This window comes from Microbacterium sp. 5K110 (genome assembly GCF_005774735.1).
Classification (GTDB): domain Bacteria; phylum Actinomycetota; class Actinomycetes; order Actinomycetales; family Microbacteriaceae; genus Microbacterium.
This window is the reverse complement of sequence record NZ_VBUM01000016.1, coordinates 1-25969: the sequence shown is the minus strand read 5'-3', so window position 1 is coordinate 25969 and position 25969 is coordinate 1. Positions and strand designations below refer to the sequence as shown.

The 25969-nt window shown below is 71.1% G+C and carries 28 protein-coding genes; 13 read left to right on the top strand and 15 right to left on the bottom strand.

The genetic code is table 11. The annotated features are described in order from the left end of the window. Nucleotides 1–10: 10 nt before the first annotated feature. Nucleotides 11–1453 carry a cytochrome ubiquinol oxidase subunit I gene (locus FE256_RS06060; protein ID WP_138173782.1) on the bottom strand — a complete coding sequence of 481 codons (1443 nt, stop codon included), beginning with the start codon at nt 1451–1453 and terminating at the stop codon, nt 11–13. 133 nt (nt 1454–1586) lie between these two features. Between FE256_RS06060 and FE256_RS06055 the strand changes: the two genes are divergently transcribed. From FE256_RS06055 to FE256_RS06045, 3 genes are all read left to right on the top strand, one after another. Then, the gene (locus FE256_RS06055; protein WP_138173780.1) at nt 1587–2138 is read left to right on the top strand and encodes a PadR family transcriptional regulator; all 552 of its coding nucleotides are present in this window, start codon (nt 1587–1589) and stop codon (nt 2136–2138) included. Between the two features lie 101 nt (nt 2139–2239). After that, on the top strand, nt 2240–2542 hold the full coding sequence (locus FE256_RS06050) for a hypothetical protein (RefSeq protein ID WP_171024234.1): 303 nt from the start codon (nt 2240–2242) through the stop codon (nt 2540–2542). A 198-nt stretch (nt 2543–2740) separates the two neighbouring features. Further along, on the top strand, nt 2741–3100 hold the full coding sequence (locus FE256_RS06045; protein WP_252370916.1) for a hypothetical protein: 360 nt from the start codon (nt 2741–2743) through the stop codon (nt 3098–3100). Here the strand turns inward: FE256_RS06045 and FE256_RS06040 are convergent. Both FE256_RS06040 and FE256_RS06035 read right to left on the bottom strand, forming a co-directional pair. Then, a complete protein-coding gene (locus tag FE256_RS06040; RefSeq protein ID WP_138173776.1) occupies nt 3081–3782 on the bottom strand; it encodes an ABC transporter ATP-binding protein in 702 nt (233 codons plus the stop codon). The genes FE256_RS06045 and FE256_RS06040 overlap by 20 nt on opposite strands. After that, a complete protein-coding gene (locus tag FE256_RS06035; protein ID WP_138173774.1) occupies nt 3779–4855 on the bottom strand; it encodes an ABC transporter permease in 1077 nt (358 codons plus the stop codon). Before FE256_RS06035 ends, FE256_RS06040 begins: the two co-directional genes overlap by 4 nt. A 146-nt stretch (nt 4856–5001) precedes the next feature. On the opposite strand from FE256_RS06035, the gene FE256_RS06030 reads away from it, so the two are divergent. The 4 genes from FE256_RS06030 (at nt 5002) to gnd (ending at nt 8461) form a co-directional block, all read left to right on the top strand. Then, on the top strand, nt 5002–6165 hold the full coding sequence (locus FE256_RS06030) for a sensor histidine kinase (RefSeq protein WP_138173772.1): 1164 nt from the start codon (nt 5002–5004) through the stop codon (nt 6163–6165). Further along, nucleotides 6162–6782, top strand: coding sequence for a response regulator (locus FE256_RS06025; protein ID WP_138173770.1), 621 nt, complete (start codon nt 6162–6164; stop codon nt 6780–6782). Before FE256_RS06030 ends, FE256_RS06025 begins: the two co-directional genes overlap by 4 nt. Before the next feature lie 34 nt (nt 6783–6816). Next, nucleotides 6817–7320, top strand: a complete 504-nt coding sequence (locus FE256_RS06020; RefSeq protein ID WP_138173768.1) for a bifunctional nuclease family protein — start codon at nt 6817–6819, stop codon at nt 7318–7320. An 82-nt stretch (nt 7321–7402) separates the two neighbouring features. After that, nucleotides 7403–8461 (top strand): phosphogluconate dehydrogenase (NAD(+)-dependent, decarboxylating), encoded by a 1059-nt coding sequence (gene gnd, locus FE256_RS06015; RefSeq protein ID WP_138173766.1) that lies wholly within the window; start codon nt 7403–7405, stop codon nt 8459–8461. A gap of 8 nt (nt 8462–8469) precedes the next feature. On the opposite strand, the gene FE256_RS06010 is transcribed toward gnd, so the two are convergent. Continuing rightward, nucleotides 8470–9051: a hypothetical protein gene (locus tag FE256_RS06010; RefSeq protein ID WP_171024233.1), complete on the bottom strand. Its 582-nt coding sequence runs from the start codon at nt 9049–9051 to the stop codon at nt 8470–8472. Nucleotides 9052–9216: 165 nt separating this feature from the next. Between FE256_RS06010 and FE256_RS06000 the strand changes: the two genes are divergently transcribed. Further along, complete coding sequence (locus FE256_RS06000; protein WP_138173760.1) at nt 9217–9783, top strand: ribonuclease H family protein; 567 nt, start codon at nt 9217–9219, stop codon at nt 9781–9783. A 9-nt stretch (nt 9784–9792) separates the two neighbouring features. On the opposite strand, the gene FE256_RS05995 is transcribed toward FE256_RS06000, so the two are convergent. The 3 genes from FE256_RS05995 to FE256_RS18625 form a co-directional block, all read right to left on the bottom strand. Continuing rightward, complete coding sequence (locus tag FE256_RS05995) at nt 9793–10749, bottom strand: Rossmann-fold NAD(P)-binding domain-containing protein (protein WP_138173758.1); 957 nt, start codon at nt 10747–10749, stop codon at nt 9793–9795. Nucleotides 10750–10820: 71 nt separating this feature from the next. Beyond that, nucleotides 10821–12128 carry an HNH endonuclease signature motif containing protein gene (locus FE256_RS05990; RefSeq protein ID WP_138173756.1) on the bottom strand — a complete coding sequence of 436 codons (1308 nt, stop codon included), beginning with the start codon at nt 12126–12128 and terminating at the stop codon, nt 10821–10823. Between the two features lie 61 nt (nt 12129–12189). Next, nucleotides 12190–13059 carry a GNAT family N-acetyltransferase gene (locus tag FE256_RS18625; RefSeq protein ID WP_354645980.1) on the bottom strand — a complete coding sequence of 290 codons (870 nt, stop codon included), beginning with the start codon at nt 13057–13059 and terminating at the stop codon, nt 12190–12192. A gap of 66 nt (nt 13060–13125) precedes the next feature. Between FE256_RS18625 and FE256_RS18115 the strand changes: the two genes are divergently transcribed. After that, the gene (locus FE256_RS18115) at nt 13126–13665 is read left to right on the top strand and encodes a hypothetical protein (protein WP_171024231.1); all 540 of its coding nucleotides are present in this window, start codon (nt 13126–13128) and stop codon (nt 13663–13665) included. A 20-nt stretch (nt 13666–13685) separates the two neighbouring features. Here the strand turns inward: FE256_RS18115 and FE256_RS05975 are convergent, their stop codons facing one another. The 5 genes from FE256_RS05975 to FE256_RS05955 form a co-directional block, all read right to left on the bottom strand. Further along, on the bottom strand, nt 13686–14414 hold the full coding sequence (locus FE256_RS05975; RefSeq protein ID WP_138173754.1) for a hypothetical protein: 729 nt from the start codon (nt 14412–14414) through the stop codon (nt 13686–13688). Then, nucleotides 14411–15307: an ABC transporter ATP-binding protein gene (locus FE256_RS05970; RefSeq protein ID WP_138173752.1), complete on the bottom strand. Its 897-nt coding sequence runs from the start codon at nt 15305–15307 to the stop codon at nt 14411–14413. The genes FE256_RS05975 and FE256_RS05970 overlap by 4 nt, the downstream gene beginning before the upstream one ends. Then, the gene (locus tag FE256_RS05965) at nt 15304–15666 is read right to left on the bottom strand and encodes a GntR family transcriptional regulator (RefSeq protein ID WP_138173750.1); all 363 of its coding nucleotides are present in this window, start codon (nt 15664–15666) and stop codon (nt 15304–15306) included. Before FE256_RS05965 ends, FE256_RS05970 begins: the two co-directional genes overlap by 4 nt. 56 nt (nt 15667–15722) lie before the next feature. Further along, nucleotides 15723–16403 carry a nucleoside/nucleotide kinase family protein gene (locus FE256_RS05960; protein ID WP_138173747.1) on the bottom strand — a complete coding sequence of 227 codons (681 nt, stop codon included), beginning with the start codon at nt 16401–16403 and terminating at the stop codon, nt 15723–15725. Nucleotides 16404–16469: 66 nt separating this feature from the next. Continuing rightward, nucleotides 16470–16853 (bottom strand): response regulator, encoded by a 384-nt coding sequence (locus FE256_RS05955; protein WP_138173745.1) that lies wholly within the window; start codon nt 16851–16853, stop codon nt 16470–16472. Between the two features lie 101 nt (nt 16854–16954). Here FE256_RS05955 and FE256_RS05950 point away from each other — a divergent pair, with 101 nt between their 5' ends. Further along, nucleotides 16955–18970: a sensor histidine kinase gene (locus tag FE256_RS05950; protein ID WP_171024230.1), complete on the top strand. Its 2016-nt coding sequence runs from the start codon at nt 16955–16957 to the stop codon at nt 18968–18970. A 101-nt stretch (nt 18971–19071) separates the two neighbouring features. On the opposite strand, the gene FE256_RS05945 is transcribed toward FE256_RS05950, so the two are convergent. Then, a complete protein-coding gene (locus FE256_RS05945; protein WP_138173741.1) occupies nt 19072–20115 on the bottom strand; it encodes an LLM class flavin-dependent oxidoreductase in 1044 nt (347 codons plus the stop codon). An 86-nt stretch (nt 20116–20201) separates the two neighbouring features. Between FE256_RS05945 and FE256_RS05940 the strand changes: the two genes are divergently transcribed. The 3 genes from FE256_RS05940 to FE256_RS05930 all read left to right on the top strand — a co-directional run bounded on the left by FE256_RS05940 (nt 20202) and on the right by FE256_RS05930 (nt 24161). Then, nucleotides 20202–20972 carry a hypothetical protein gene (locus FE256_RS05940; RefSeq protein ID WP_138173739.1) on the top strand — a complete coding sequence of 257 codons (771 nt, stop codon included), beginning with the start codon at nt 20202–20204 and terminating at the stop codon, nt 20970–20972. Between the two features lie 44 nt (nt 20973–21016). Continuing rightward, on the top strand, nt 21017–23608 hold the full coding sequence (locus FE256_RS05935) for a DEAD/DEAH box helicase (protein WP_138173737.1): 2592 nt from the start codon (nt 21017–21019) through the stop codon (nt 23606–23608). Between the two features lie 115 nt (nt 23609–23723). After that, a complete protein-coding gene (locus tag FE256_RS05930) occupies nt 23724–24161 on the top strand; it encodes a hypothetical protein (protein WP_138173735.1) in 438 nt (145 codons plus the stop codon). Between the two features lie 51 nt (nt 24162–24212). On the opposite strand, the gene FE256_RS05925 is transcribed toward FE256_RS05930, so the two are convergent. Both FE256_RS05925 and FE256_RS05920 read right to left on the bottom strand, forming a co-directional pair. Then, nucleotides 24213–25142: a hypothetical protein gene (locus FE256_RS05925; protein ID WP_138173733.1), complete on the bottom strand. Its 930-nt coding sequence runs from the start codon at nt 25140–25142 to the stop codon at nt 24213–24215. A gap of 159 nt (nt 25143–25301) precedes the next feature. Beyond that, nucleotides 25302–25859 (bottom strand): Dps family protein, encoded by a 558-nt coding sequence (locus tag FE256_RS05920; RefSeq protein ID WP_138173731.1) that lies wholly within the window; start codon nt 25857–25859, stop codon nt 25302–25304. Between the last annotated feature and the right edge of the window lie 110 nt (nt 25860–25969).

Sequence of the window (25969 nt, the reverse complement as noted above, 5' to 3'; positions counted from 1 at the left end):
GACTGTGCTCCTAGTAGACGGTCGTCGGGGTGTTCTCGAGGGAATCGGGCTCGCGCGGGGCGTTCGGGTCGGGTAGCGGGTCCGGACCCTTCTGCGCGTACTTCTTGATGAGTCCGAACTCGACCACGGCCAGCGCGGCGTAGATCGCGGTGAAGGCGACGAGCGAGATCAGGACGCTCCAGCCCGGAACACTGGGCGAGACGCCGTCCTCGGTGAGCATGAGGCCGAAGACGATCCAGGGCTGGCGGCCCATCTCGGTGAAGACCCAGCCGACGAGGCTGCCCAGCAGCGGCAGGGGTGCCGCCCAGATCGCCACGCGCCACATCCACGGCGCCACGGGGCGGGTCGCCTTCTTCCGCGTGACCCACAGGCCCACCACGCTGATCAGGGTGGCGAGACCGCCGAGGGCGATCATCCACCGGAAGGCCCAGTAGGTCACCCACAGGACGGGGGCGAAGTTGCCGTCGACCTGATCGGCGAACTGCGGGAACATCTGCTGGCTGTACATCGTGTTCAGGTCGTTGATGCCTTCGACGCAGCCGTCCAAGGAGTGCGTGGACAGGATGCTGAGCAGGAACGGCACCCGGATGGAGAACAGCTCGCTCGTGCCGTCCGGGGTTCCCAACGTGAAGATGGAGAACGAGGCGTTCGCCCCGCAGACGGTGTTGAACGTCGCTTCGGCCGCGGCCATCTTCATGGGCTGGGTGGCCACCATCACCAGGCTCAACTGGTCGCCGGCGATCGCGACGAGCACGAACGACACGACGGTGGACCACAGCCCGAAACGCAGCGGTGCGCGCATCATCTCGACGTTCCGTCCGCGGGCCAGGTGCCAGGCGGAGATGGAGACGACGACCATCGCGGCGAACATCCAGCCCGAGAAGATCGTGTGCGGGAACGCCGCGAGGGCGACGGGGTTGGTGAGCATCGCCCAGAAGTCGACGAGCTCGGCGCGGCCGCCGTCGGCGGCCATCTGATAGCCGACCGGGTTCTGCATGAAGGCGTTGGCGGCGATGATGAAGTACGCCGAGAACGTCGCCCCGAGCGTGGCCATCCAGATGGTGCCGAGGTGGGCGAGGCGGGGGAGCTTGTCCCACCCGAAGATCCACAGGCCGATGAACGTGGCCTCGAGGAAGAAGGCCAGAAGCCCCTCGAAGGCCAGGGGAGCGCCGAAGACGTCGCCGACGAAGCGGGAATACGCCGACCAGTTCATGCCGAACTGGAATTCCTGCACGATTCCCGTCACGACGCCCATGGCGAAGTTGATGAGGAAGATCTTGCCGAAGAAGCGGGTCAGGTGCAGCCACTTCACATCGCCGGTGCGGTACCAGACGGTCTGGAAGATCGCCACGACGAGCGACATTCCGAGCGTCAGGGGCACGAACAGGAAGTGGTACAGGGTGGTCAGTCCGAACTGCCACCGAGCGAGCATGAGGGGGTCGAGCCACTCCACGGGATGCCTCCGATCAACGACCTACTGTGTGGTCGGACCACAGGCTACTCCCGCGCGGTGGAGCGTGCCGGGACGATCACTCGGCATCGAACCATATACTCGGAACACCATTCCTGGCGGGTCGGAGGGCCCTATGTCCGTGCGTCAAAGCCTGCTAGCGATCCTCGATCGCGGCGACTGCTACGGCTCGCAATTGCGCTCCGAGTACCTGCGGCGCACCGGTGCTTCGGTGAACGTGGGTCAGGTCTACACGACCCTCGAGCGGCTCGAGCGGGACGGTCTCGTCGAGCGGCGCGGCGCGGACGACGACGGCCGCGTGCTGTGGCGGGTGACGGCGGCGGGTCGCCTCCAGGCTCGGGCGTGGTTGGGTTCGGCATCCTCGACCGAGCGGCGGGACGACGTCGCCCTGCGCATCGCGCTGGCCCTCACCCTCCCCGGAGCAGAAGTGGGCCCGATGATCGCCGCGCAGCGGGCGGCCGTCCGCGGCGCCCTCGCCGAGCCCGAACCCGACGACGAGAGCATGGATGCCGTCGCCCGCGCGGTCGTGGCCGCCGCTCGCCGGGTGCGACTCGAGGCGGATCTGCGTTTCCTCGACGAGGTCGAGCGGATGGCCGCGGACGCCGTGCCCTTCGACCTGTCGGACGAGCGTCCCCGTCGGGGGCGTCCCGTCCGAGCGACCCGCTGACGTGCGTATCCTCCCCTCGCTGATCCGTCAACCCTGGGGCGGCGGGCGGGATTTCGGCGCACGCTGAGAGGGCCCCGGACGAAGAAGGAGCCCTCATGGTCATGGACATTCCCGTCGGTCGCCCGGAGCCGATCTCGAACGTCGCCGCACGTACCGCCGAAGATGCCGCGCCCGCCGCGCTTCCCGTCACCGAGATCCCCTGGACCCGCATCGATCTCGATCTCTACGAGGTCGCCCGCGACGGACGGATCGTCGGGTACATCGAGGTCGTCGGGGCCGTGTTCGTGGCCCTCGGGGGCACGCGGTACGACCGCGCGGTCGAGGTCGCCCAGCACCTCACCTTCCACGCCGCCGTCGATACCGTCCTGCGTCACGCCGGTCGGGAGACGCGCTCCGCGATGTAGCACCCTTCCGGGAAGAGTCAACCCCCTCGGTGAGGTTCGCGCACTGACGCAGTGTCGAAGCACCAGGAGGTCGACATGTTTTCCCGACTCGCCGGAGGTGGTCGCCGATGACCGCCGATCCCTTCCCCACCGGACCCCACCGTCCCGTCCGTATCGCGCATCTGCCCCCCGTTCGCGCGCAGCGACGAGAATCGAAGGATGACGCGAACGCTGGCCGCCCTGCCCGGCGCGGCGCGCAGGCTGTGCCTGAGTCGCCGAATGGGAGAGATCTGCACGCGTGAGAAGGGCCACCGCGGTCTGCACCACCGCCGTGGCGGGTCTCTGCTCTGGAACGACCTGCAGGCCGATCCGCCGGAATGCTCCGGCGCGGGCACACCGGCACCGCCCGCCGCGACGCTCGACGACGGCTTCCCCGACGGTCGAGGTCTCTGCCCCGTGTGCTGGGCTTTCGTCTCGCTCGAGAGCGGAGTGTTGACCCCGCACGACAGCTGGCGCGGAGACCCCACGCGCGCCGAGGCCGATCAGCGCCGCGAGTGGTTCAACACGTTCGGCTGGTGAGACCCGCGGGGCGCGCCGTCCCGTCGACCACTTCGACGGTCTCATCGAGCGCGCTCTCGTGGACGAGGTCGTGCGTCACGAGCAGCGTCGCCGTCCCGCGCTCCCGGGTCAGTCGGGCGAGCAGCTCCATGATCGCGGCCCCGCGCTGACGGTCGAGGGCGCTCGTCGGTTCGTCGACCAGCAGCACGCGCGGCTCGTGCACGAGGGCACGGGCGATCGCGATGCGCTGACGTTGGCCGCCCGAGAGCTGCGCGGGCCGACGATCGGCCTGATCGATCAACCCCACGGCATCCAGGAGATCGTCCACGCGGGCCCGCACCGCGGCGCGGCGTGCCCGGGTCCCGCGTCCGCCGAGCTCGGCCATGACACGCACCTGCTCGCGCGCGGTCAGCGCCGGGAGCAATTGCGGCTGCTGGAAGACGATGCCGATCTTCTCGCGGCGCAGCGTGGTGGCCTCGGCGCGGCTGAGGGTCGTGGCATCCGTCCCGTCGACGAGCACCCGACCGGAGTCGGGCCGTACGAGGGTGGCGGCGATCGCGAGGATGCTCGACTTGCCCGACCCCGACGGGCCGGTGATGCCGGTCACGATGCCCGGGCGGCCTTCGAGGGTCACGCGGTCGACCGCGGTGACGCGCGAATCGCCGTCGGGGTAGGTGAGGGTGACGTCGTCGAGAAGGATCATCGTGTGCTCCCGAGTGCGGTGAGGGGATCGGAGTTCGTGACGGTGCGCAGCGACACGGCCGCGCCGAGAGTGCCGAGCAGGATCATCGCCAGGCCCGGGGCGAGGGTCGTGAGGGGATTCAGGACGAACGGCAGCGCTCCGCCGGCCGCGGCGCCCAGGAGCGCGGTGAGGCCGATGCCGACGCCGACGCCGACCATCAGGACGATCAACGCCTGACCGAGTGCATCGCGCACCAGCGCGGGTGTGCTCGCCCCGAGCGCCTTGAGGACGGCGATGTCGCCCGCTCGCTGCATGGTCCAGACCGTGAAGAACGCGCCGACGACGAGGGCCGAGACCCCGAAGAGCATCGCGATCATGAGCGCCAGTGAGCCGATCTCGGACCGGAAGGTCGGCAACGCGGTGAGGCTGGCGAGCGTCCCGGTCGCGGTGGTGCCGGTCTGCGCCGCGACGTCGTCCCACGCGGGCGATCCGCTCACGCCGAGGATCGTGGCCGCGCCCGAGCCGCCCAGCCGCGTGTCCAGCGCGGCCCACGCCGACGTGGTCAGCGCGACGACCGGCGTGTGGCTGTACCAGGCGTCGCCCCCGACGGATGCCACGCGGTACGTCGTCCCGGCGACGGTGATGTCATCGCCCACTGCGGCTCCGAGCGCACTCGCGGCACCCGCCGACAGGCCGACGTCGCCGTCGCGTGCGGGGGCGAGGGCGGTCAGGGCGGTGGAGTCGGAGTCCGCACCGAGCCCGAAGAGCGCCACTCCGCCGCTGCCGCCGGGTCCTTCGGCGCGACCCTGCGCGATGCCGATCGGGTCGACGGCATCGACGCCGGGGGCCGCGCGCCACGCGGCGACGGTGGCATCCGAGATCGTGGAGTCCGTGAACGTCGCCGCGGCGCCGTCGACGGGCTGCAGGACCAGGCGGTCGCCGGGGAGCTCGAGCACCGCGGAGACGTTCTGCGCCGCCAGTCCGCCGGTCAGGCCCGAGAGGAAACCTACGAGCAGGGTGATGAGGGCCACGACCGCCCCGATGAGGGCGAACCGCCCGCGGGCGAACCGCAGATCGCGCCATGCGACGTACACGTCGCCTCCTTCCGCCCGGCGGATCTCACCGGATGCCTCCACCCTCGTCGGGGAGGCCGCGCGGGTCATCGCCGACGTGGGCGAACATCCTCTCCACCTTTCGGATGATCCGCCGGGCGCCCGGCATCCGTACCCTGGAGGACGACATGCCGCACCGCACCCTCGCTCCCGTCTTCACGGGGCTGCGCGTGGGACTCCACGCGCTGTTCGCCGGGCTCCTCGCGCTCGTCGTCGTGCGCGTCGTCTGGACCGGCGCGTCCCCGTGGCCGCTCGTGCTGGCGGCGCTCTTGGCCCTGGTGTACGTCGCCGGCCTCGGGATCGCCCGTCGGCGCAGCAGAACCGGAGGCATCGCGTGGGTGTGCGCCCTCACCTTCGTGTGGGCACCGCTGATGTGGCTCGTGCCCGAGGCGGCCTACCTCGTCTTCCCGTTGTTCTTCCTCTACCTGCACCTGCTGCCCGGATGGGCGGGACCGGCCGCGGTCGTGGGCGCGACCACCCTCACGATCGCCGGATTCGCGGTGCACGGCGGCCTCACCGTCGGCGGGGTCGTCGGACCCGTCGTGGGGGCGGGGGTCGCGCTGCTCATCGGGCTCGGGTACGGCGCGCTGCAGAGGCGCAGCGCCGAGAGCGAAGCGCTCGTCGCGGAACTGCTCGCGACCCGCGACCGTCTGGCGGCGACCGAACGCGAGCAGGGGGTCCTCGCCGAACGGGCGCGCCTCGCGCGAGAGATCCACGACACCGTCGCGCAGGGGCTGTCGAGCATTCAGATGCTGCTGCACGCGGCAGAGCGGGCGGATGCCACGGGGCCGGGGATCGCGCACATCCGACTGGCGCGGCAGACCGCCGCCGACGGTCTGGCCGAGACGCGACGGTTCATCCGCGAGCTCGCGCCGCCGAACCTGGAGCGCGGTCTCGGCTCGGCGTTGCGGCGGCTGGCCGAGGGGTGGGCACAGCGGGAAGGGATCGACGTCGAGACGGTGACGTCGGCCGAGGCGGCCCTTCCGATGGACTCCCAGGCGGCGCTGCTGCGCATCGCGCAGGGCGCGCTCGCGAACGTGGCCCAGCACGCCGATGCCTCCCGCGTGCGGGTCGCCCTCGAGCAGGACGGCCCGGACGTGCGGCTCTCGATCGCCGACGACGGCCGCGGATTCGATCCGGGCCGCGCCGAGCGGACGGCATCCGGGACCGATTCGTTCGGCTTGCGGGCGATGCGCGAACGCGTCGACCAGCTCGATGGCGATCTCGTCGTCGAGAGCGCGCCGGGCGGGGGGACCGTCGTCGCGGTCACTCTCCACGGAGCCGCCGCGTGATCCGGGTCGTGATCGCCGACGACCATCCGGTCGTACGCGCCGGGGTGCGGGCGCTCCTGGAAGCCGAACCCGACATCGAGGTGGTCGGCGCAGCCGCGACCCCGGACGAGGCGGTCGCACTCGCCGCCGACCTCTCGCCCGAGCTGGTGCTCATGGACCTGCAGTTCGGCGATCGGGCCGCCGGGGCCGAGGCGACGCGCCGGGTCCGGGCGCTCGCCGCGCCCCCGTACGTGCTCGTGCTGACCAACTACGACACCGACGGAGACATCCTCGGTGCCGTCGAGGCCGGGGCCAGCGGCTACCTCCTCAAGGACGCGCCGCCCCACGAGCTGCTGGCCGGGGTGCGCGCGGCCGCCGCCGGGCAGAGCGCACTGGCCCCGGCGATCGCGGGGCGCCTGCTGGCACGGCTCCGCGAGCCGCGGGTGAGCCTGTCCGCGCGCGAGATCGAGGTGCTCCGTCTGGTCGCTCGTGGCTCCTCCAACGCCGAGGTCGCGGCGCGGCTGCACATCACCGACGCCACGGTGAAGTCGCATTTGGCCCACGTGTTCTCCAAGCTCGGGGTCTCCTCGCGGACCGCGGCGGTGTCCGCGGCCCGCGCCCTCGGGGTGCTGCGCTGACCGGACGCCCGCACGGCCCCCGTACGATGGCGGCATGGTCCCGGTTCGCGTGCTCGGGGTGGCCCTGGATTCCGCCCAGCACCATGTCGTCCTGCTCGCGCCGCTGCCGGGAGGCGGCGCCGAGGGAGGGATCGTCCTGCCGGTGTGGATCGGTTCGCAGGAGGCGATGTCGATCCTCGTCGCGATCGAGCGCGCGGCCACCCCTCGCCCGCTCGCGCACGACCTCATGGCCGTCATGATCCGTGAGCTGTCGGCATCCGTCGAACGCGTCGTCGTGACGCGGCTGGTCGAAGGCACGTTCTTCGCCGAGATCCACCTCGCGACGCCGCGGGGCCCGTTCGTCATCGACGCCCGGCCCTCGGATGCCATCGCACTGGCCGCGCGGACGGACGCGCCCATCCTCGTCGCCGAGGCCGTGCTGGCCGAGGCGGGCGTGCCGGAGGGCGCGATGGAGTTCGACACCCGCGGCGACGACGACCGGGTCGAGGAGTTCCGGAAGTTCCTCGACGACGTCGACCCCGACGACTTCCAGGGCTGACGCGGCCGCCGGGTCGCCCACGCTCCTAGACTCGCGAGTGGGCCGCCGATCGCGGCGACCATCCACGACGAACGGGGTACGGATGCAACTCGCCATGGTCGGACTCGGACGGATGGGCGCCAACATCGTCCGCAGACTCATGAAGGACGGCCACGAGTGCGTCGTCTACGACGTGAACCAGGATGCCGTGGCGGGCCTGGCCGCCGAGGGCGCGATCGGGGCGTCGAGCATCGCCGACCTCGCCGCGAAGCTCGAGAAGCCCCGCGCGGTGTGGCTGATGATCCCGGCCGGCCTCACGGGAGGCGTCGTCGACGAGGTCGCCGAGGTCCTCGAGGCGGGCGACATCATCATCGACGGCGGCAACTCCAACTACCGCGACGACGTGCGCCGGGCCGCGAAGCTCAACGACACCGGCATCCACTACGTCGACATCGGCACGAGCGGCGGGGTGTTCGGCTTGGAACGCGGCTACTGCCTCATGGTCGGCGGCCACGACGAGGCCGTCGCGCACCTCGAACCGGTGCTGCGCACGATCGCACCGGGGCCCGGCGAGGTCGAGCGCACGCCCGGTCGCACCGGCGACTACACCGCCGAGGAACGCGGGTACCTGCACTGCGGACCCTCCGGTGCCGGGCACTTCGTGAAGATGGTCCACAACGGCATCGAGTACGGCATCATGGCGGCGCTCGCCGAGGGTCTCAACGTGCTGAACAACGCGGACGCGGGCCTGCGCCAGGGCGAGCACTCCGCCGAGGTGGCGCCGCTGGAAGAGCCGGAGTTCTATCAGTTCGACATCGACACCGCCAAGGTCGCCGAGCTGTGGCGGCGGGGATCGGTGATCTCGTCGTGGCTGCTCGATCTGACCGCCGCCGCGCTCGCCCAGAACCCCACGCTCGACGGGCTCGCCGGCCGCGTGTCCGACTCCGGTGAGGGACGGTGGACCGTGAAGGCTGCCGTCGACACCGGTGTGCCGGTGCCGGTGCTCGCGTCGTCGCTGTTCGAGCGGTTCGCTTCGCGCGGGGAGGACCACTTCGCCAACCAGGTGCTCTCGGCGATGCGGCTGCAATTCGGCGGTCACCAGGAGCTCCCCGCGGGCGACGTTCTCGAGGCGGGCGGGAAGAAGGCGGACAGCGCCGGCTGAGCGCGGCGTCAGCGCGTCAGCGTGATCGCGCAGACGAAGAGGGCGGCGCCGTCGTTCCAGACGTCGGTGGCGGGAGCCACGCATCCGCCGTCTTCGGCGGTCAGCAGGGTGACCTCGGCGCCGCGGTACTCCACGTAGGGGCCGACGGTGCCGCCGACCGGAGCGGATACTCCTTCGGGCAGCGTGCCGACGGAGGCGAGAGCCTCCATCAGCGGCACGCTGCCCGTCTCGGTGTAGTAGCTGCTCGCGTCGTAATCGCGACAGTTGGCGGTGCCGCCGCTCCCCGTCGGGAACCCGGTGCCCAGGCAATAGCCGCCGTCGGGCAGGTCGGGGAGCTGGCCGTGCTCGGCGCGATACCGCTCGAACAGCTCCTGCCACTGCGTGAGCTTCTGCGTCGCTGCGGTGTTCGGGTCGGCCGCGGCGTTCGGGCCGTTCAGGAACCAGGCCAGGAACCCGACCGCGGCCACGATGATCACGGCGGCAGCGGTCAGAGCGGCGATCGCGGCAGGATGCAGGCGGGCACGGGGCTCGGATGTGGCGCTGGGCTCGGACGTGGCGCTGGGCTCGGACGTGGCGGTGGGTTCGGACATCGCGCAGGCTTTCTGACGGGGAAGGGGCCTCCACGGTGCCACGTGGTCGTCGGTATGTTGCCGAGGTCCCCCGGAAAGACGTGGGCGGAGCGGGCGGAGTCCATCCGCCACTTCATCCGGGTCGTCGACGACGGGTCCGCCGCCGCGGTCGGCGAGGATAGAGGGATGAGCAGCTCCGCCGTGTCCGCGTCCTCCGATCGCTACGTCGTCGCCACTGACGGCGCCTGCAAGGGCAACCCGGGCCCCGCCGGCTGGGCATGGGTGGGCGAGGACGGTCACTGGGCGGCCGGGTCGATCCCCGAGGGGACGAACAACATCGGCGAACTGCTGGGGCTGCTGCACGCCATCACCGATCACGCCGAGGTGCGCGACCTCGTCGTGCAAGCGGACTCGAAGTACGCCATCGACACGTACTCGTCGTGGATGGACGGTCACCGTCGGCGCGGGTGGGTCACTTCGGCGAAGAAGCCGGTCGCGAACCGCGGCATCCTGGAGGCCCTGATCGCGGCGCGAGACGCGCGGCGTGCGGCGGGGCTGCCCGACGTGGTGCTCGAACACGTGCGGGGCCACAGTGGTCACGTACTGAACTCGTGGGCCGACGAGCGGGCCGTGCGCGCCTCGCAGCACGCGGCGAAGGGCGAGGAGCTCGTCTGGACGTCGTTGCGCGGGCTCGACCGGCTCGAGGTCGCGTCGGCGCCGCCGCGGTCGGCCGCGGATCGCAACGGCCGGTAGCCGCGGCCGTCAGCCCTCGAGGACCTCGCGCTCCTCGGACGGGGTGAGCCCGGCGCGTCGCGGGCGATCGATCCCGCGTGCCCGCTCATCGGCGAGCGTGCGCTGCATCGTCTCGGCGAGCGGTCGCCGCACGCCGCCGGAGGCCAGGAACGCGGCGTCACTGCGCCGCGCGAAGCCTCCCGCGTCGGCGGGAAGCCACAGCGGCAGCGACCGGGGGCCCGCCCAGTGCTCCACTCCCCGGGACTCGAGCGTGTCGTCGTCGAGGGCGATCGTCTCGCTCGCGGTGCCCGCCGCGTCGCGGGCGGCCGCGAGGACGTCGGAGAGCGGGACCTCTTCGCCGACCGCGTTGACGGGTCCGCTCGTGCCTGCGCGCCCGGCGTGCGCGATCCACGCGGCGAGGTCGTCCACGTCGATGCCCTGGACGTGACGCCCCGCCGTCGCCGGGGCGAGGACACGCCCGCCGCGGGCGAAGCGCGCGGGCCAATATCCGAATCTGTCGGTGGGGTCGCCCGGGCCCACGATGAGGCCGGCTCTCGCGAGCAGGCCCCGTTCGCCCACTTGCGCCGAGGTGATCCGCTCGGCGTGCACTTTGGCATCCGCGTACCGCTCGAGGTCGACGGGGTCGACGAGCTCCGCCGTCTCGTCGGCGAAGGGGACGTCGGCGCGGGCGTAGACCGACACGCTCGACACCAGCGTCCAATGCGCGGCGCGATCGGCCAGGGCGTCGAGACCGGATGCCACGAATCGCGGATCCCACGAGAGTTCGACGACCTCGTCCCAGTCATAGCCGACGCCGTCGTAGGCGTCCGGGGCGTTCCGGTCCGCGCGGACGAGCCGGGCGCCGGGAGCGACGGCGCCGGCGTCGCCGCGCGCGAGGCACGTCACCTCAGCGCCGCCGGTGATCGCGGCCGCCGCGATCGCGCGGCCGAGCCACGCGGTGCCGCCGAGGATGAGGATGCGTCGCATGGTCGCCAGCCAAGCATCGTCGGGCTCATGCAGCGAGAGGGGTTCGCGGAGGGCGGACGTGCCGGGGCGACTCAGAACGGCGGCGGATCCGGTTCGGGGACGAAGGCGACGTATCTCTCGGGATGATCGGTGATCACGCGGCCCAGCGGACTCGTCCACTCGATGCTCCCGTCAGGGAGCTGTCGGGCCACCCAGGGGGTCTCGGTCTTGAGGGTGTGATGCCGTGTGCACAGGCACGCGAGGTTGCACCGGCTCGTCGGTCCGCCGCGGGCGTGGTCGTGGTTGTGATCGATCTCGCATCGCCGCGCCGGCTGCCGGCATCCGGGGAACCTGCAGTGCACGTCGCGCGCGCGGACGAAGCGCTGAAGCGCGGGAGAGGGGCGGTAGCGGTCGACCGCGAGGACGGTGCCCGTGACCGGGTCGGTGACGAGGCGATCCCAGGCGGGAGAGCCGGCCAGGAGCCGCCGCGCCGTATCGGCGTCGATGGGGCTGAGCCCGTCGATCGACGCGCCGCGGTCGCTCGCCCCGACGGCGGTGAGGGCGGGCACCGTGACCGAGACGTGCGCGCGGATCGCGCCGAGGCCGCCGGGAAGCGAGTCGGCGGTCGGATCGATCGCCGGCTGGCCCGTGAGCACGAGGTCGCACAGCAGGTCGGCTCGGACCTGGTCGATCGCGCGGCGGTCGTGCACGGCATCCGGATCGGTGTCGTCGTCCGCGGCGGGCCCTGCGACCGCGCGGATCTCGTTCGCTTGTCGGGTGAGGCGGTCGTACATCGCGCGGATCTTCGTCGCCCCGTCGAGCACCCCGAGCCGCGCCATGCCGTCGACGTCGTCGTCGATCCAGACCCGGCGCTGCTGCTCGGCGCGTGCGAAGCGCTCGGTGATCGAGGCGGGGTGCAGTTCTTCGACGAGAGCGCGCGCGAAGGCCCGCGTGCCGGCGACGGTGTCGTTCGCGGCCCGCACGACCACGCGGCGCTCGTACTCCGCCCGCACGGCGGGATCGTCCATCTCGACGCCGATGTCGCGGATCACCGCGGCGTGGCGTGGGCTCAGGCGCCCCTCGGACAGCGCCTGCAGCGTCGCGGGGAAGTCGTCGACCAGCTGCAGGGCTTCGCCGAGGCGGCGCTGCACCGTGCGGTCGTTCCAGCGCAGCGCGCCGCCGATCTCGGCCGCGATCGAACGCAGCGCCATCTCGCGCTCCTGCACCGCTCGAGGCCGGTGCGCCGACCGCTGCAGGGCGACACGCATCGCGGCCGCGAACTGCAGGACGCGCGCCGCCTCGAGTTCGGCGAGGGCGCGCTCGCTCTCGATCAGCGCACCGACGACGTCGGTGAGGACGGCGTCCTCGCGATCGTCGAAGAGCGGTGGTCGTTCCGGCATGCACACATGCTGCCACGAACCTCCGACATCGCGCCGAGACCGTCCACAGGGGGAGGAGGGGTCAGCCCTCGCTCTGTCCGATCGCCGTGCCCTGGTGGAAAACGCAGCGGGGTTCCGGGTCACAACGCCACAGCGCCGCGCGGCGGCTGTCGCGTCCGTCGAACCGCACACGGTACTCGAGCAGGACGAGATCCGGCCCGATCATCCGTGCCTCGCGGTCGCTGACGACGGCGTCGCCGACCCCCGGCTCGTCGACCAGCGCGGCGACGATCTCGTCCCGCGTCCACCGGCGTCCCGACTGCCCGATCTCGACGAAACCCTCGGCGAGCAGGGCAGCGACGCGCGCAGGATCGGACCGCACGCCGGGGGTGAGCAGCTGCTCCTCGGCCTCCCACGCCCGCCGGATCGCATCGGGAACTGCGCGCGAGTCCCTGTCGCGTCGCACGAGGGCGTAGGCGACGGATGCCACCGGCTCGCCGCCCTCGATCTGCCATCCGTCGCGGTAGTGCGCCTCCTGCACCCAGCCGCGGCGCGAGAACGTCTGGCGCATCGCGACGTTGTCTGCACGCGTCTGGCCCTCGAACCGCAGCACCGAGGGCCGCGTCCGGAAGATGTGATCGGCTGCCGCGTCGAGCGCCTCGGCGCCCAGGCCGCGTCCGCGCCACCGCTCGGCGAGGCGCAGGTCGAGCATCACGGTGGGGTCGTTCACGTCCTGCAGGCGGAGCACGCCGATCCGGCCGTGGTCGGGGTGGTCGATCCACAGGGTTTCGGTGTCCGCGCCGCCCCACGCGCCGGCGTCGATCGCGGCATCCACCTGTTCCGGGGTGGGTCGGGCGACGACGTGGAACGGGAACGTCTCGGTCGTGAGGAAGCGGCGCAGAGCGCTCCGGTCGGTGCCGGCGGCGTCGACGGGAACGAGATGGACGGTCACGTTGTCAGGGTAGCGACCTCGCGCCCGCATCCGTCCGGAGCGGAGGGGCGGGTACGGTCGACCACCATGACGGATATCGCCGACGCGCCCTCGCACCCGCCGTTCGCCCTGGTCGCGGCGGTCGCCCACGCTCACGAGCTCGGGTACCACGGCATCCGGATCGATGCGTACCTCTACGCCACGGGGCACTGGCGGTGCCGCATCCACGTGCCCTCAGAGGACGGCGACGACGAAGACACTGAGCTGCTGAGCTACTCCAGCGCCGGCGAATGGGACCTGTTCCGCGACGGCCGCACCGCGTGGACGGTGCAGGCCATCGCCGAGCGACTGATCGCTCGGGCGAGGCCGTTCCCCGCGGCATCCCTTCCCGATCCCGCCTATGCGGCCTGGCTCGCGGAGCTGCGGCGTCGGACCGGCGGCGGGGCGTTCGTCATGTCCGAGGACGCCTACACACGTGAGCAGTTGTGGAAGCAGCGCGGCCTCGTCTCGCTGATGTACGCGGATGCCGAGGCGGCCCGCCGCGACGCGGAGCGGCCGGGCGCGGGCGCGGTGGACGAGAACGGCTGGACGCTCGATCGCACCATGCCGGTCCCGCCGGCGCGGTGAGCGGGACCCGCCGCGTGGCCTCAGCGCACGGACGCGCGTCGGAGGAAGGAGTACTGCCCCACGAGGGCGAGGACGATCACCACGCCCGCCGCCGCCGCGACCCACCACGGCTGGAACGCCGACGCGATCGGGACGAGGAGGATCACGACGATCCCCAGCGAGACCACGAGCGCCGCCGCGAGCCCGATCGGCCCGAGTGCTCCGAACCGCACCCAGGCGGCGGCGAAGGCGCCGCCGACCGAGAGGACGAAGAGCGTGCCGAGGAACGCGGTGACCGCGAGCTGAACGGGATTTCCGGAGCCGAGGATCGTGACGTCGGTCATGTAGATGTCGAAGAACCAGTGCCCCGTCGCCAGCTCGATGGCCAGCAGGGCCAGCAGCATGGCGGTGACGTAGAGCGAGAGCGCGACGTGGGTGAGCACGGTGCCGAAGACGAAGGTGCGACGGGTGCTGCCGAGCGACAGGGCGAGCGGGAACGTCAGTGACACGGTCTGGACCCCGAGCCATCCGAAGAATCCGGGCAGCGCCCAGAAGACCGCCGCGTTGTTGCGACTGTTCTGCACCCACTCCGGGCTGCCAGGGACCGAGCCGATCCGCCAGAAGATGATCGCGATGATCACGGTGAGCGCGAACACGATGAGCATGATGCCCGGCGGGGTGCGCAGCAGCATCGCGCGCTGCGCGAAGTGCAGGCGCAGGACATCCAGCGGCGCGGCGCCGCGCGAGCGGGTGACGGTGGCGGAGGTCATGCGAGGGTTCCTTCCCGGGTGTCGTTCTGGACGCCGTAGGCGGCGACGAGGTCCTGCAGCGTGGCCGAGGTCAGTTGGACGCCGGTGCGGGCGACCTGCGCGCGCAGGTCGTCGTCGGCCCGGGTCTCGACGACGAGCGACGTGAGACCGCCGATCGAGCGGCGCTGGAGGACACGGCGTCCCTCGGCCAGATCGTCGACCGCGGCGGTGAGTCCGCTCAGCGTGACGGCGCTGCCGCGCAGTTCGTCCGCCGTGGCCGTGCGCACGAGGCGCCCGTCATCGACGATCACGACGTGCTCGAGCAGGGGCTCCATCTCGTCGATGAGGTGAGTGGACACCAGGATCGTGCGCGGGTGGTCGAGGTAGTCCTGCATGAGCGAGTCGTAGAAGAAGCGTCGGGCCGTGGCATCCAGTCCGAGGTAGGGCTCGTCGAAGATCGTCACGGGTGCGCGCGAGGCGAGGCCGAGCACGATCCCGAGCGAGGAGGCCTGCCCGCGCGACAGCTTCTTGATCGCGGTCTTCCGGGGGAGTCGGAAGCCGTGGATCAGGCGCTCGGCCACCTCGGCATCCCATCCGGCATGGAAGAGCGGGGCGACCTCGATCGCCTGGCGCAGCGTGAAGTCCTCGGGATAGCGCTGGTTGTCGCGCACGAAGCTGATGGATGACATCGTCACGGCGTTCTCGAACGGATCGGTGCCGAAGACCTCGACGGAGCCGGTGCTGGGCCGGTCGTGGCCGGCGATGATCGACATGAGCGTCGTCTTGCCGGCGCCGTTGCGGCCGAGGAGCCCGGTGATGGCGTTCTCGGGGATGTCGACGGTCACGGAGTCGAGGGCGAGCGTGCGACGGAAGCGTCGCGATACCCCCGACAGACGGATGGCGGGCTGTGTCATGACGAGGCCCCTTCCTGGTCGATGATGCGGTGGATGTCGGGAAGATCGAGACCGAGGGAGTGCGCTTCGGCGAGCAGCGGCGCGACGAAGTCGGCGCGGAAGGCGGTGGTGCGTTCGTCGCGGAGTCGCTGACGCGCTCCTTCGCTGACGAACATGCCCAGCCCGCGCCGTTTGTGCAGGATGCCGCGATCGACGAGCAGGCCGAGGCCCTTGCCGACGGTCGCGGGGTTGATGCGGTGGAACGCGGCGAGTTCGTTGGTCGAGGGGACTTGTGTGCCCTCGGGGTAGCTGCCGGCCAGGACGCCGTCGGCGATGGACTCCGCGATCTGGAGGAAGATCGGCTTGCCGTCGTCGAGCATCGGACTCCTTGGGTTCGTTACTTGAGTAATGAACCTACGAGCCTGCGAGGTCGCTGTCAAGCGGTGCGAGCGACGACGGCTCCTGTCTCGCCGGACACCACGAGGTCGGCACGATCGCGCGTCGTCTCGATCAGGTCGGCGTTTCCCCCGTCGACGTTCCGCGCCCACGCGGTGGCCGCCTCCACCGTGCGCCCGTGGCGCGTGTGGCGCTCGATCAGGCGCGCCTCGCGCGCCGCCGGGGGAGCGGTGCAGAACCACGTTTCGTCGAGAGCATCGCGCACGAGCGCCCACGGGCCGTCGTCGACGAGGAGGTAGTTGCCCTCGACCACGACGAGGCGTGTGGCGGGCTCGATCGCGATCTCGCCCGCGACGCCCTCGTCGACGGCGCGGTGGAAGCTCGGTGCGAAGACAGTACGGTCGGTCTCGGCCCGCACCCGGTGCAGCAGGGCGAGGAACCCCCAGCCGTCGAACGTGTCGAGTGCCCCTTTGCGGTCGCGCCGCCCGAGACGGTCGAGCGTGGCGTTGGCGAGGTGGAAACCGTCCATCGGCAGAGCGGCCGCCACCCCGGCGAGGCGGGCGTTCAACTCGTCGACGAGGGCGGCCGCGAGCGTCGTCTTGCCGCTGCCCGGGCTGCCGGCGATGCCGAGCAGGAAGCGCGCGGATCCGGATGCCGCGCGCTCGACGCGGTCGGCGAGGGCTTCGACGGCGTGCGGGGGCGGGGAAGCGGGGGCCGGCATTCCCCGAATCTATCCGGGGCGTGGCCCGGGCGCGGATCGACCGCGGGAGACGCGGGAGGGGATGCGTCAGGCGCCGACGCGGGCCGCCTGCAGCTCGCTCAGCACCGTAGCGATGAGATCGGCGCGGGGGACGGGCTTGATGAGGACGACGTCGAATCCGTGACGCTCGGCGAACCCCTCCTCCGTCTCGGCCTCCACGCGGGCGGTCATCAGGATCAGGCGAGTGTTCTTCAGGGCATCGTCGGCGCGGACGAGGCGGGCGAGTTCGAGGCCGTCCATTCCGGGCATCATCCAGTCGAGAATCGCCACCGCGGGACGGCTTTCGCGCAGGATCTGCAGCGCGGTGGAGCCGTCGTAGCACTCCACGGCGTCGAGACCGGCGGCATCCAGGCGCATACGCGTGAGTCGGGCGAGGTCGACCTCGTCGTCGGCGATGAGTACTGATGGCACGTGAGACCCTCTCCCCTCGGCATCCGACCTCCCGCCCGCGCCTCGCGAGTCGGGGTGCCCGACGGCACTCGATCGGGTCTCTGCACGGATACTATCCCGGCATGTCCCACAGCAATATCGCCGACAGGGTGCGCGCGCTCCCGGGGTGGCGCCACCCGGCAGCGCTGGCGCTGACCCTGCTCATCAGCTTCGTCGTGGGGCTGGCCAGCGTCACGTGGGTGAGTGGGCCTGCGACGTTGAGCTGGTGGTGGCCCGCCGCGGGTGTCGGTGCCGCTGCGGGCCTGATGTCCTCGTCAGCCCAGCGCCCCTACGTCAGTGCGGGCTACGGGCTGATGATGGTCGCCGTCTCGGTGATCGGCGAGCGCGGGATGGGGGTCGCCGTCCTCGGCGGCTTGTCGGCGGCCTTCGAGGTGTACGTCGTGGCGACCATCGCCACGGGTCGCTCCGCCGCGCCGGGGATCCGCAACCTGAAAGCCGCCGGCCGGTTCATGCTGGGCGCGGTCGTCGGCGGCTCCGTGGGCGGGCTCGGGATCGCAGCGGGCGTGGCCGTGGGGGGCGGGTCGTTCCTCTCCACGGTCGGCGGTATCGTCGCATCCCATACCTCGGCCATCCTGGTCATCACCCCTCTCGTCCTGATCGCACGGGAGAAGCGCGTGACCCCGTGGAGGATCTCCCTGGGGCTGACGCTCCTCACCCTCGCCACCACGGCGGTGGCGTTCTTCCCCGGTTGGAGGGATCCGCTGGGGTTCTTACCGGTGCCCGTCCTGATGTACGCGGCCTTCACGCAATCGATGCGTGTGACGTACGCGCAACTGGTCCTGACGATCGCCGTGGTGAGCGGGTTGACCGCCCTCGGCGGCGGGGCGTTCGCCAATTCCGCCGGAGCGATCAGGGTCGTGAGCCTGTTGCAGCTCTATGCCATCACCCTGGCCGTCACCGCCCTGTTCGTCGCTGCGGCGCAGGCCCACCAGCGTGCGTTGATCGACCAGCGCGAAGGCACCCGGCGACTCTTGAACGAGGGATTCGCGCGCGCCCGCAGCGGCTTCGCGATCCTGTCGGAAGAAGCGGGCGGGGGGCTCGTGGTCCTGGAGATCAACCCGATGGCGACCACCGTGCTGGCCTCCGAGTTGACGGCGACGGCGAAGTCGGGCCTGGTCGTCCGGCCGGACGGAACGCTCCGATCGTTCGCGAGGACTCTCGTGCCCGGCCGGTCCGACACCACGGCGTGGCCGGTCGACGAGGGCGACGACGCTCTCTTGCGCGTCACGATCGAGGCGCTCGACCGATCGGACTACGGCACGTTCTACCTCCTCTACGTCGAGGATCTCAGCGCTCTGCGCGAGGCCGAGGCGGTCATGGCCGCGCGGTTGGAGAAGCAGCGCCAGATCGTCGACGCGCTGCGGGCGATGAACCAGCAGAAGGACGACTTCGTCGCCAGCGTGTCGCACGAGCTGAGAACGCCGCTCACCTCGATCAGCGGGTATGCGGAGGAGCTGGCCGATCTCGTGCGCACTCCCGTGGAACGCGACTACGTCGCGGTGATCCTCCGCAACTCCGAACGCCTTCTCGAGCTGGTCAGCAACGTGCTCGCCGCTGCCCGACGGCAGCGGGAAGACGCCGAGGCGCCGGCGGTGCCGGTCGTGCTCGCGGAGGTCATCGAGCAATGCCTGCTCGACGTGCGGTACAGCGTCGTGAGCCGAGAACTGACCACCGAGGTGGACTGCGCTTCCTCCGTGCGGGTGATGGCGTATGCGAGCGATCTCGGCCGAGTGATCACGAACCTCCTCACCAACGCCGTGAAGTTCTCGCCTCGCGGGGGAGCGGTGACGATCACCGTGCGCACCACCGAGGACGCGGTGATCGTCACAGTGCAGGACGAGGGGCCCGGGATCGACCCCGCGGAGCGCGAGCGGCTGTTCGAGCCCTTCTACCGCGCCCCGCGGACGATCCATGACGGGGTCGCCGGAACGGGTTTGGGGCTGGCGATCACGCGAGACCTGCTCGCGGGGATGAAGGCGACCATCAGCCTCGACAATGCTCCCGACAGTGGCACGATCGCCGAGGTCCGTTTCCCGCTGGCGCCTGCTCCCGCAGAGGTGACCGCCGGGGCCCGGTAGATCGCGCCGTCGCGCTCCCCGCCCCGAAGTCGAGTCACCCCGGAGACGGACGCGATGTTCGCCCGCACTCCGGGGTGGTGACCTTTACCGCCGCGTCTTGATCAGTTCGCGGACACGGAATCGCGGGTCGGCACCCACCCGAGCGCCGGTGCGACGTACTTCGCGAAGTTCTCCACCAGTCGCAGGTTGAACGCGACGCCCATCTGCGACGGGATCGTCAGCATGAGGGTGTCGGCGCTCATCACGGCGGCGTCGTTCTGCAGCTGCTCGACGAGGGCGTCGGGCTCGGCGGCGTACGTCTTGCCGAAGGTCGAGCGCATGCCGTCGATCACACCGATCTGGTCGGAGCCCGCCGACCCGCCGAAGTACATCCGGTCCTCGTCGCTGACGATGGGGAAGATGCTACGGCTCACCGACGTGCGCGGTGTGCCCGCGTGGCCGGCTTCGGCCCAGGCGGCGCGGAAGGCGTCGAGCTGCCGAGCCTGGAGGATGTCGAAGGGCGTGCCGTCGGCCTCGGTGAGCAGGGTCGACGACATGAGGTTGATGCCCTTGCGGCCCGCCCACTCGGCGGTCGCCGTCGTGCCGGCACCCCACCAGATGCGCTTACGCAGGCCGGGGGAGTGCGGTTCGATGCGCTGCAGACCGGTCCCGCCGCCGAAGGGGCTCATCGGATCGCGCTCGGCGAGACCTTCGCCGTCGATCGCGCGCAGGAACAGGTCGAAATGCTCGCGGGCGATGTCGGCGCCGCGCTCGTCCTCGGACCCCGTGTAGCCGAACGCCTCGTAGCCGCGCACGACCGTCTCGGGTGACCCGCGGCTCACGCCGAGCGCGAGTCGGTTCGCGCTGATCAGGTCGACGGATGCCGCCTCTTCGGCGAGCATGAGCGGGTTCTCGTACCGCATGTCGATGACGCCGGTGCCCACCTCGATGCGCGACGTGCGCGCCGCGATCGCGGCGAGCAGCGGCATGGGCGCCGACTGCTGTCGAGCGAAGTGGTGGACGCGGAAGGCGACGCCGTTCACGCCGAGGTCGTCCATGCCCTGGGCGAGGTCGATCGCCTGGAGCATCGAGTCGCCGGCGGACAGGTGATGCCCGCCGCCGAGGGGGCCGTAGTGCCCGAAGGAGAGGGTGCCGAAAGAGCGCATGACGTATGCAACGCGGCATCCTCAGGTCTATTCCCACGCATGCAAGCCCCGCCCTCGACTCCGCGTGCTGTGGGACGATTCACGGGATGGATGCCGAGGCGCAGGACGAACTGACGAGGCTTCGCGCGCGCGCCTACGGGCCGGATGCCGATCTCGCCGACGACCCGGTCGCCTGGGCGCGACTGCACGAACTGGAAGACCTCGAACGGCGACGCCGCGCCGAGGCGGCGGTCTCGCCACCGGTCCGGACCGGATCCTCCGAACCCGAGGACGACCCGACGAGGGCGGACACCGAGGGGGAGGACGACGAGGAAGCGACCATCCCGGAGCGCCCCTCCCGGAGGCCCGTCGTACACCGCCCGCGGACGCTCTGGCTGTGGGCCGGCTCTCTCGCCGCGGTCGCCGCCGTGGCGAGCGCGGCCTCGGTCGCCGCGGCGACCTTCGTTCCGGTCGCGCGCACCGCTGGCGTCGCTCAGGTGGAGACCCTGCTGCCTGATCCGTCCGTTCAGACCGACTCGCTGTCGCCGCTCGGCATCGACCCGTCCGAGGTGGAGGGCTACGCCGACTTCCTGGGGCTGACGACGTTCGCCGGCTCCACGCAGATCGACTCCGCCGGCAACCGTGCCGAGTGCCTGTTCCTCATCGAGACGGCCGACGCCCCGTGGACCGAGGACGACGGGACCTTCCAGGGCGGTTTCCGGTACGGCGGGTGCGGGGCGGGCGCCTTCCCCGCGACGGTGGAGTTCGTCGTCACCCCCGAACTGCCCGAGGCCTTCCGCCAGCGGTTCCCCGTCGGCAGCGCCGTCCAGTTCGTCCGCGACGGGGATCGGATCGGCGTCTTCTCCGACGCCGACTGAGCGCGACCGGCGGGTCGCGGATCGGGGGATGAGAGGGTGGAGCAGTGACCTCGCTCCTCGACCACGTGCCCGCGGGCACCGATCCGGATTCCGCCTACCTGGGATTCGTCGAGTGGGCGAGCGAGCGCGGGCTCACGCTCTACCCCGCCCAGGACGAGGCCGTCATCGAGATCGTGTCGGGGGCGAACGTCATCCTGTCCACGCCGACCGGGACGGGGAAGTCCCTCGTCGCCGTCGCCGCGCACGCGGCATCCCTCGCCCGCGGCGGCCGCAGCTACTACACGGCCCCCATCAAGGCGCTCGTGAGCGAGAAGTTCTTTGCCCTCGTCGAGATCTTCGGCGCCGAGAACGTGGGGATGGTCACGGGCGATTCCTCGGTCAACTCCGACGCTCCGATCATCTGCTGCACGGCCGAGATCCTCGCCAACCTCGCCCTGCGACAGGGCCCGGATGCCGTGGTCGACCAGGTCGTGATGGACGAGTTCCACTACTACGGCGAGCCCGACCGCGGCTGGGCCTGGCAGGTGCCGCTGCTGCTGCTGACGCGCGCGCAGTTCATCCTCATGTCGGCGACGCTCGGCGATGTCACCGGTATCGCCGACGACCTTTCCCGCCGCACCGGCCGGCCCACCGCCCGCGTCACCGGCGTCGAACGGCCCGTTCCCCTGCACTTCGAGTACGCCCGGACGCCCATCCACGAGACCGTGCAAGAGCTCCTCGACACTCGCCAGGCGCCGGTGTACGTGGTGCATTTCTCTCAGGCGGCGGCGATGGAGCGCGCGCAAGCACTGTCGTCGATCCGCATCATCGGCCGTGAGCAGCGCGACGAGATCGCCGAGGCCATCGGCGGGTTCCGCTTCACCACCGGCTTCGGCAAGACCCTGTCGCGGTACGTGCGCGCCGGCATCGGGGTCCACCACGCCGGGATGCTCCCGCGGTACCGGCGCCTGGTCGAGACGCTCGCGCAGCGCGGGCTCTTGCGCGTCATCTGCGGTACCGACACTCTCGGGGTCGGGATCAACGTCCCGATCCGGACCGTGCTGATGACGGCGCTGACGAAGTACGACGGCACGCGCATGCGCCAGCTCTCGGCGCGAGAGTTCCACCAGATCGCGGGGCGCGCGGGCCGCGCCGGCTACGACACCGCCGGCACGGTCGTCGTCATGGCACCCGACCACGAGATCGAGAACGCCGCGCAGATCCTCAAAGCCGGGGACGACCTCAAGAAGCAGAAGAAGATCGTGCGGAAGAAGGCGCCGCAGGGCTTCGTCAACTGGACCGAACAGAGCTACGACCGCCTCGTCGCCGCGGAGCCCGAGCCGCTCCAGCCGCAGATGAAGCTCACCGCCGCGATGCTCATCAACGTCATCGCCCGCGGTGGCGACGTCTTCGAGAACGTGCGGTCGCTGGTGTTCGACAACCACGAACCGCAGGCCCGGAAGTACGAACTCGCCCGCCGCGCGCTCGCGATCTTCCGCACCCTCGTGCAGGCCGGCGTGGTCGAGGTGCTCCCGCCGCGTGAGGGGTCGAAATCTGTCGCCCAGGGAGGGTCCCAGGCGACAGATATTGACTCCTCACGCATTGCGCTCACCGTTGAGCTGCAGCCGAACTTCGCGCTCAACCAGCCGCTGTCGCCGTTCGCGCTCGCCGCGATCGAGATGCTCGATCCCGAGGTGGAGTTGGGACGGGGGCCGGATGCCGCGCCCCCGGCGTCGTCGGTCGGCACCGGGCACTACGCGCTCGACGTCGTCAGCGTCATCGAGGCGACGCTCGACGATCCGCGGCCGGTGCTCTCGCAGCAGCAGTTCCGCGCGCGCGGTGAGGCCGTCGCGGCGATGAAGCGCGAGGGCATCGAGTACGACGAGCGCATGGAGCTGCTCGAGGAGATCACGTGGCCCAAGCCCCTCGACGCGTTGCTCGCGCAGGCGTACGAGGTGTTCGCGTCGAGCCAGCCGTGGATCCGCGACTTCGAGCTGTCGCCCAAGTCGGTGGTGCGCGACATGTTCGAGCGGGCACTGTCGTTCGGGGAGTTCGTCTCGCTGTACCAGCTCGCCCGGAGCGAGGGACTGGTGCTGCGCTACCTCAGCGACGCCTACCGGGCCATCCGCCAGACGGTACCCGTCGATGCGCAGACCCCTGACCTGCTCGATCTCATCGAGTGGCTCGGCGAACTCGTGCGACAGGTGGACTCGAGCCTCGTCGACGAGTGGGAGCAGCTCATCAACCCCGCCGACGACCCGACCGCGCCCGTGGTGCCGCCGGCACCGCCGTCGATCCTCACCAACCGCCGCGCGTTCGTCGTGCTCGTGCGCAACGAGATGTTCCGGCGCGTGCAGCTCGCGGCCCTGCAGCGCGACGACGAACTCGTCGAACTCGACCCCGACGTGGATTGGCCCGCCGCGCTGGACGCCTATTTCGACGAGCACGATGCGATCGGCACCGGGGGAGCGGCGCGATCGTCGGCGTACGTAGACATCGACGAGTCGGCCGCGGCGGAGGGTGTGTGGCGCGTCGAGCAGACGATCGACGACCCCGCCGGCGATCACGACTGGCGCATCCGCGCCGACGTCGATCTCGCCGCGTCCGAGGAAGAGGGGACGGCGGTCGTGCGGGTCACCGAGGTGCTGCGGATCTGACGGTTCCTCCTCAATGGGCGTGGGGGTGAAGTCGTCCACCGCACGCCGAGAGGCGCTGGCGCGCGTGCCGAGGGGGTCCGTAAAGTCGATGCCACCCCGCCCGGAAGAACCGACCGTGACCCTCGATACCGCTCAGGTCCTCATCGCACTCGCCGCGTTCTTCCTGACCTTCGCGGCGGCGATCCTGAGCGGAATGAAGTGGATGCTCGATCGGGTCGAGCGTCGCACGGAGCGGCAGTTCGCGCAGGTCGATCACCGGTTCGAGCAGGTCGACCGCCACTTCGCGCAGGTCGATCACCGGTTCGAGCAGATGGACCAGCGATTCGACCGGATCGAGTCCCGCATGGAGCGCGCCGAGACGCGGATGGACCGCGCGGATGCGCGGTTCGACGAGCGAATGGCGCGCATCGACGCCCGCGAACGGCAGATCGACGAGCGCCTCCTCACCATCGACGCCAATATCGTCGGAATCACGGCAAACATCGCCGATATCAAGGCCTCCATCGCCCGGCTCGAAGGGCCGCGGCCGCCGCTCGTCCTTCCCGGGCGCTGACCGGGCCGGCGTCCGGAGCCCCGAACGGACGCGGGACGTCGGACTGGCGGCTCACCGAGTCGGCTCAACCGCACCGGCGCGACGCGCCCGGGGCAGCACCCGTCGCAGCGCGAGACCGGCCGCGGCGACCACGACCGTGACGACCAGCGAGGGCAGGGTCAGCTCCGGGAGCGAGAGCGCGGAGAAGAACACGGTGACGCCGTAGTCGGCCATCCCGGGGAGATCACGGGCGAGCACGCGCGTCCCCGCGGCGGACGCGAGCGCCGTGCTCAGGGCGGGGACCACCCACACGAGCAGGAGACCGACCACCGCTGCGGCCACGCGCCCGATGGTGTCGACCCCCGTCCAGGCGATCACGGCGCCGACGAGCACCGGGCCGAGGTGGACGGTCAGAGGGAGGATGGCGGCGAACGGAGAACCGTACGCGAACGGCAGCGTCAGCCACGCGCCGATCCACATGCCCGCGGCCATCGCACCGATCGCGAGGGCGACTCCGGCGCCTGCGCGGGGCGCGGCGGCGAGCACGAACGCGGAGACCAGGGAGACGACGAGAGCGAGGATCGCGACGGCGGTGACCAGGAGCAGGTACACCGTCGACTCCACGCGCTCCTGCAGCACGCTCGCCGTCACGAGCGCGGTCTCGATGATCGCGACGACCTGGACCAGCGCGAGCCCGCCGACCGTCGCGATCGCTCGCGTGACACCGGGCCGCGACCGCAGGGCGCGGGCTGCGATCCCCGCGGCGACACCGCCCATCACCAGGAGCACGATGATCGTCGTGATCTCGTACTGGCTGAAGGGGAGGAGCACGAACGGTCCCACCCGCGACGCATCGCCGGTCTCCTCGAGATTCTGGAGGGGGAGGAACGGGCCGGTGGTGAGCCACGGCAGCAGACCTGCCGCCGCACCTATCGCCCCGATCAGGAGGAACCACGAGGCTCCCCGTCGTGCTCGGACGTCGACGACCTGACCGTTCGACATGGATCCCCCCGGTTCCCGTCGGCGTCCGCCGACGTCATCGAGCGTCCCACACCCCGAGCGGTCGGGGAGGCACCGCTCGGCGCGGCGGGCGCTGGCCCGCGACGAACGACGGATGCCGGGACCCTCAGGCCCCGGCATCCGGTGTGTTCTCCGCCGCGGTTACTTGCGGGCGACGCGGTTCTCGGCGCTGACCATCCATGACAGCTGTTCGAGACGCTCGAGGATCGAGTGCAGGATGTCTGCGCTGGTGGGGTCCTCGTCGTCGACCCCGTCGTGCACATCGCGGACGGTGCCGACGACGGCGTCGATGCGCTCGGTGATGAGGTCGATGACCTCGGCCGTGTCGATCTCGCCCTGGGGGAACTCCGGCAGGGTCGTCGTCTCGGCGATCGTGTCGCTGCGGCCGTCGGGCAGGGCGTGCAGCGCGCGCATGCGCTCGGCGACGGTGTCGCTGAACTCGCGCGCCGCCTCGATGATCTCGTCGAGCTGGAGGTGAGTGTCACGGAAGTTCTTGCCGACGACGTTCCAGTGGGCCTGCTTGCCCTGGACCGACAGCTCGATGAGGTCGATCAGCACGGCTTGCAGCGCGCCGGTGAGCTTCTCGGACGCCTGGAAGCCCTTCTCGGCGTTCTGCTCGTTGGTGGTCTCGGGGCCGCTGCCGCCTCGAGCCGGGCGACGGCGGTTCTTGGTGGGTGCGTCCTTCGTGGTGGCGGCCATTCGCATTCCTTTCGCTCACGTTCGCTGTCGACGTTAGGACGGTCGGCCGTGGGCGCGGCGGGGGTTGCGGGCGCGTCGGCGGCGGGGTAGCGCCTCGGCTCCGTAGCCGC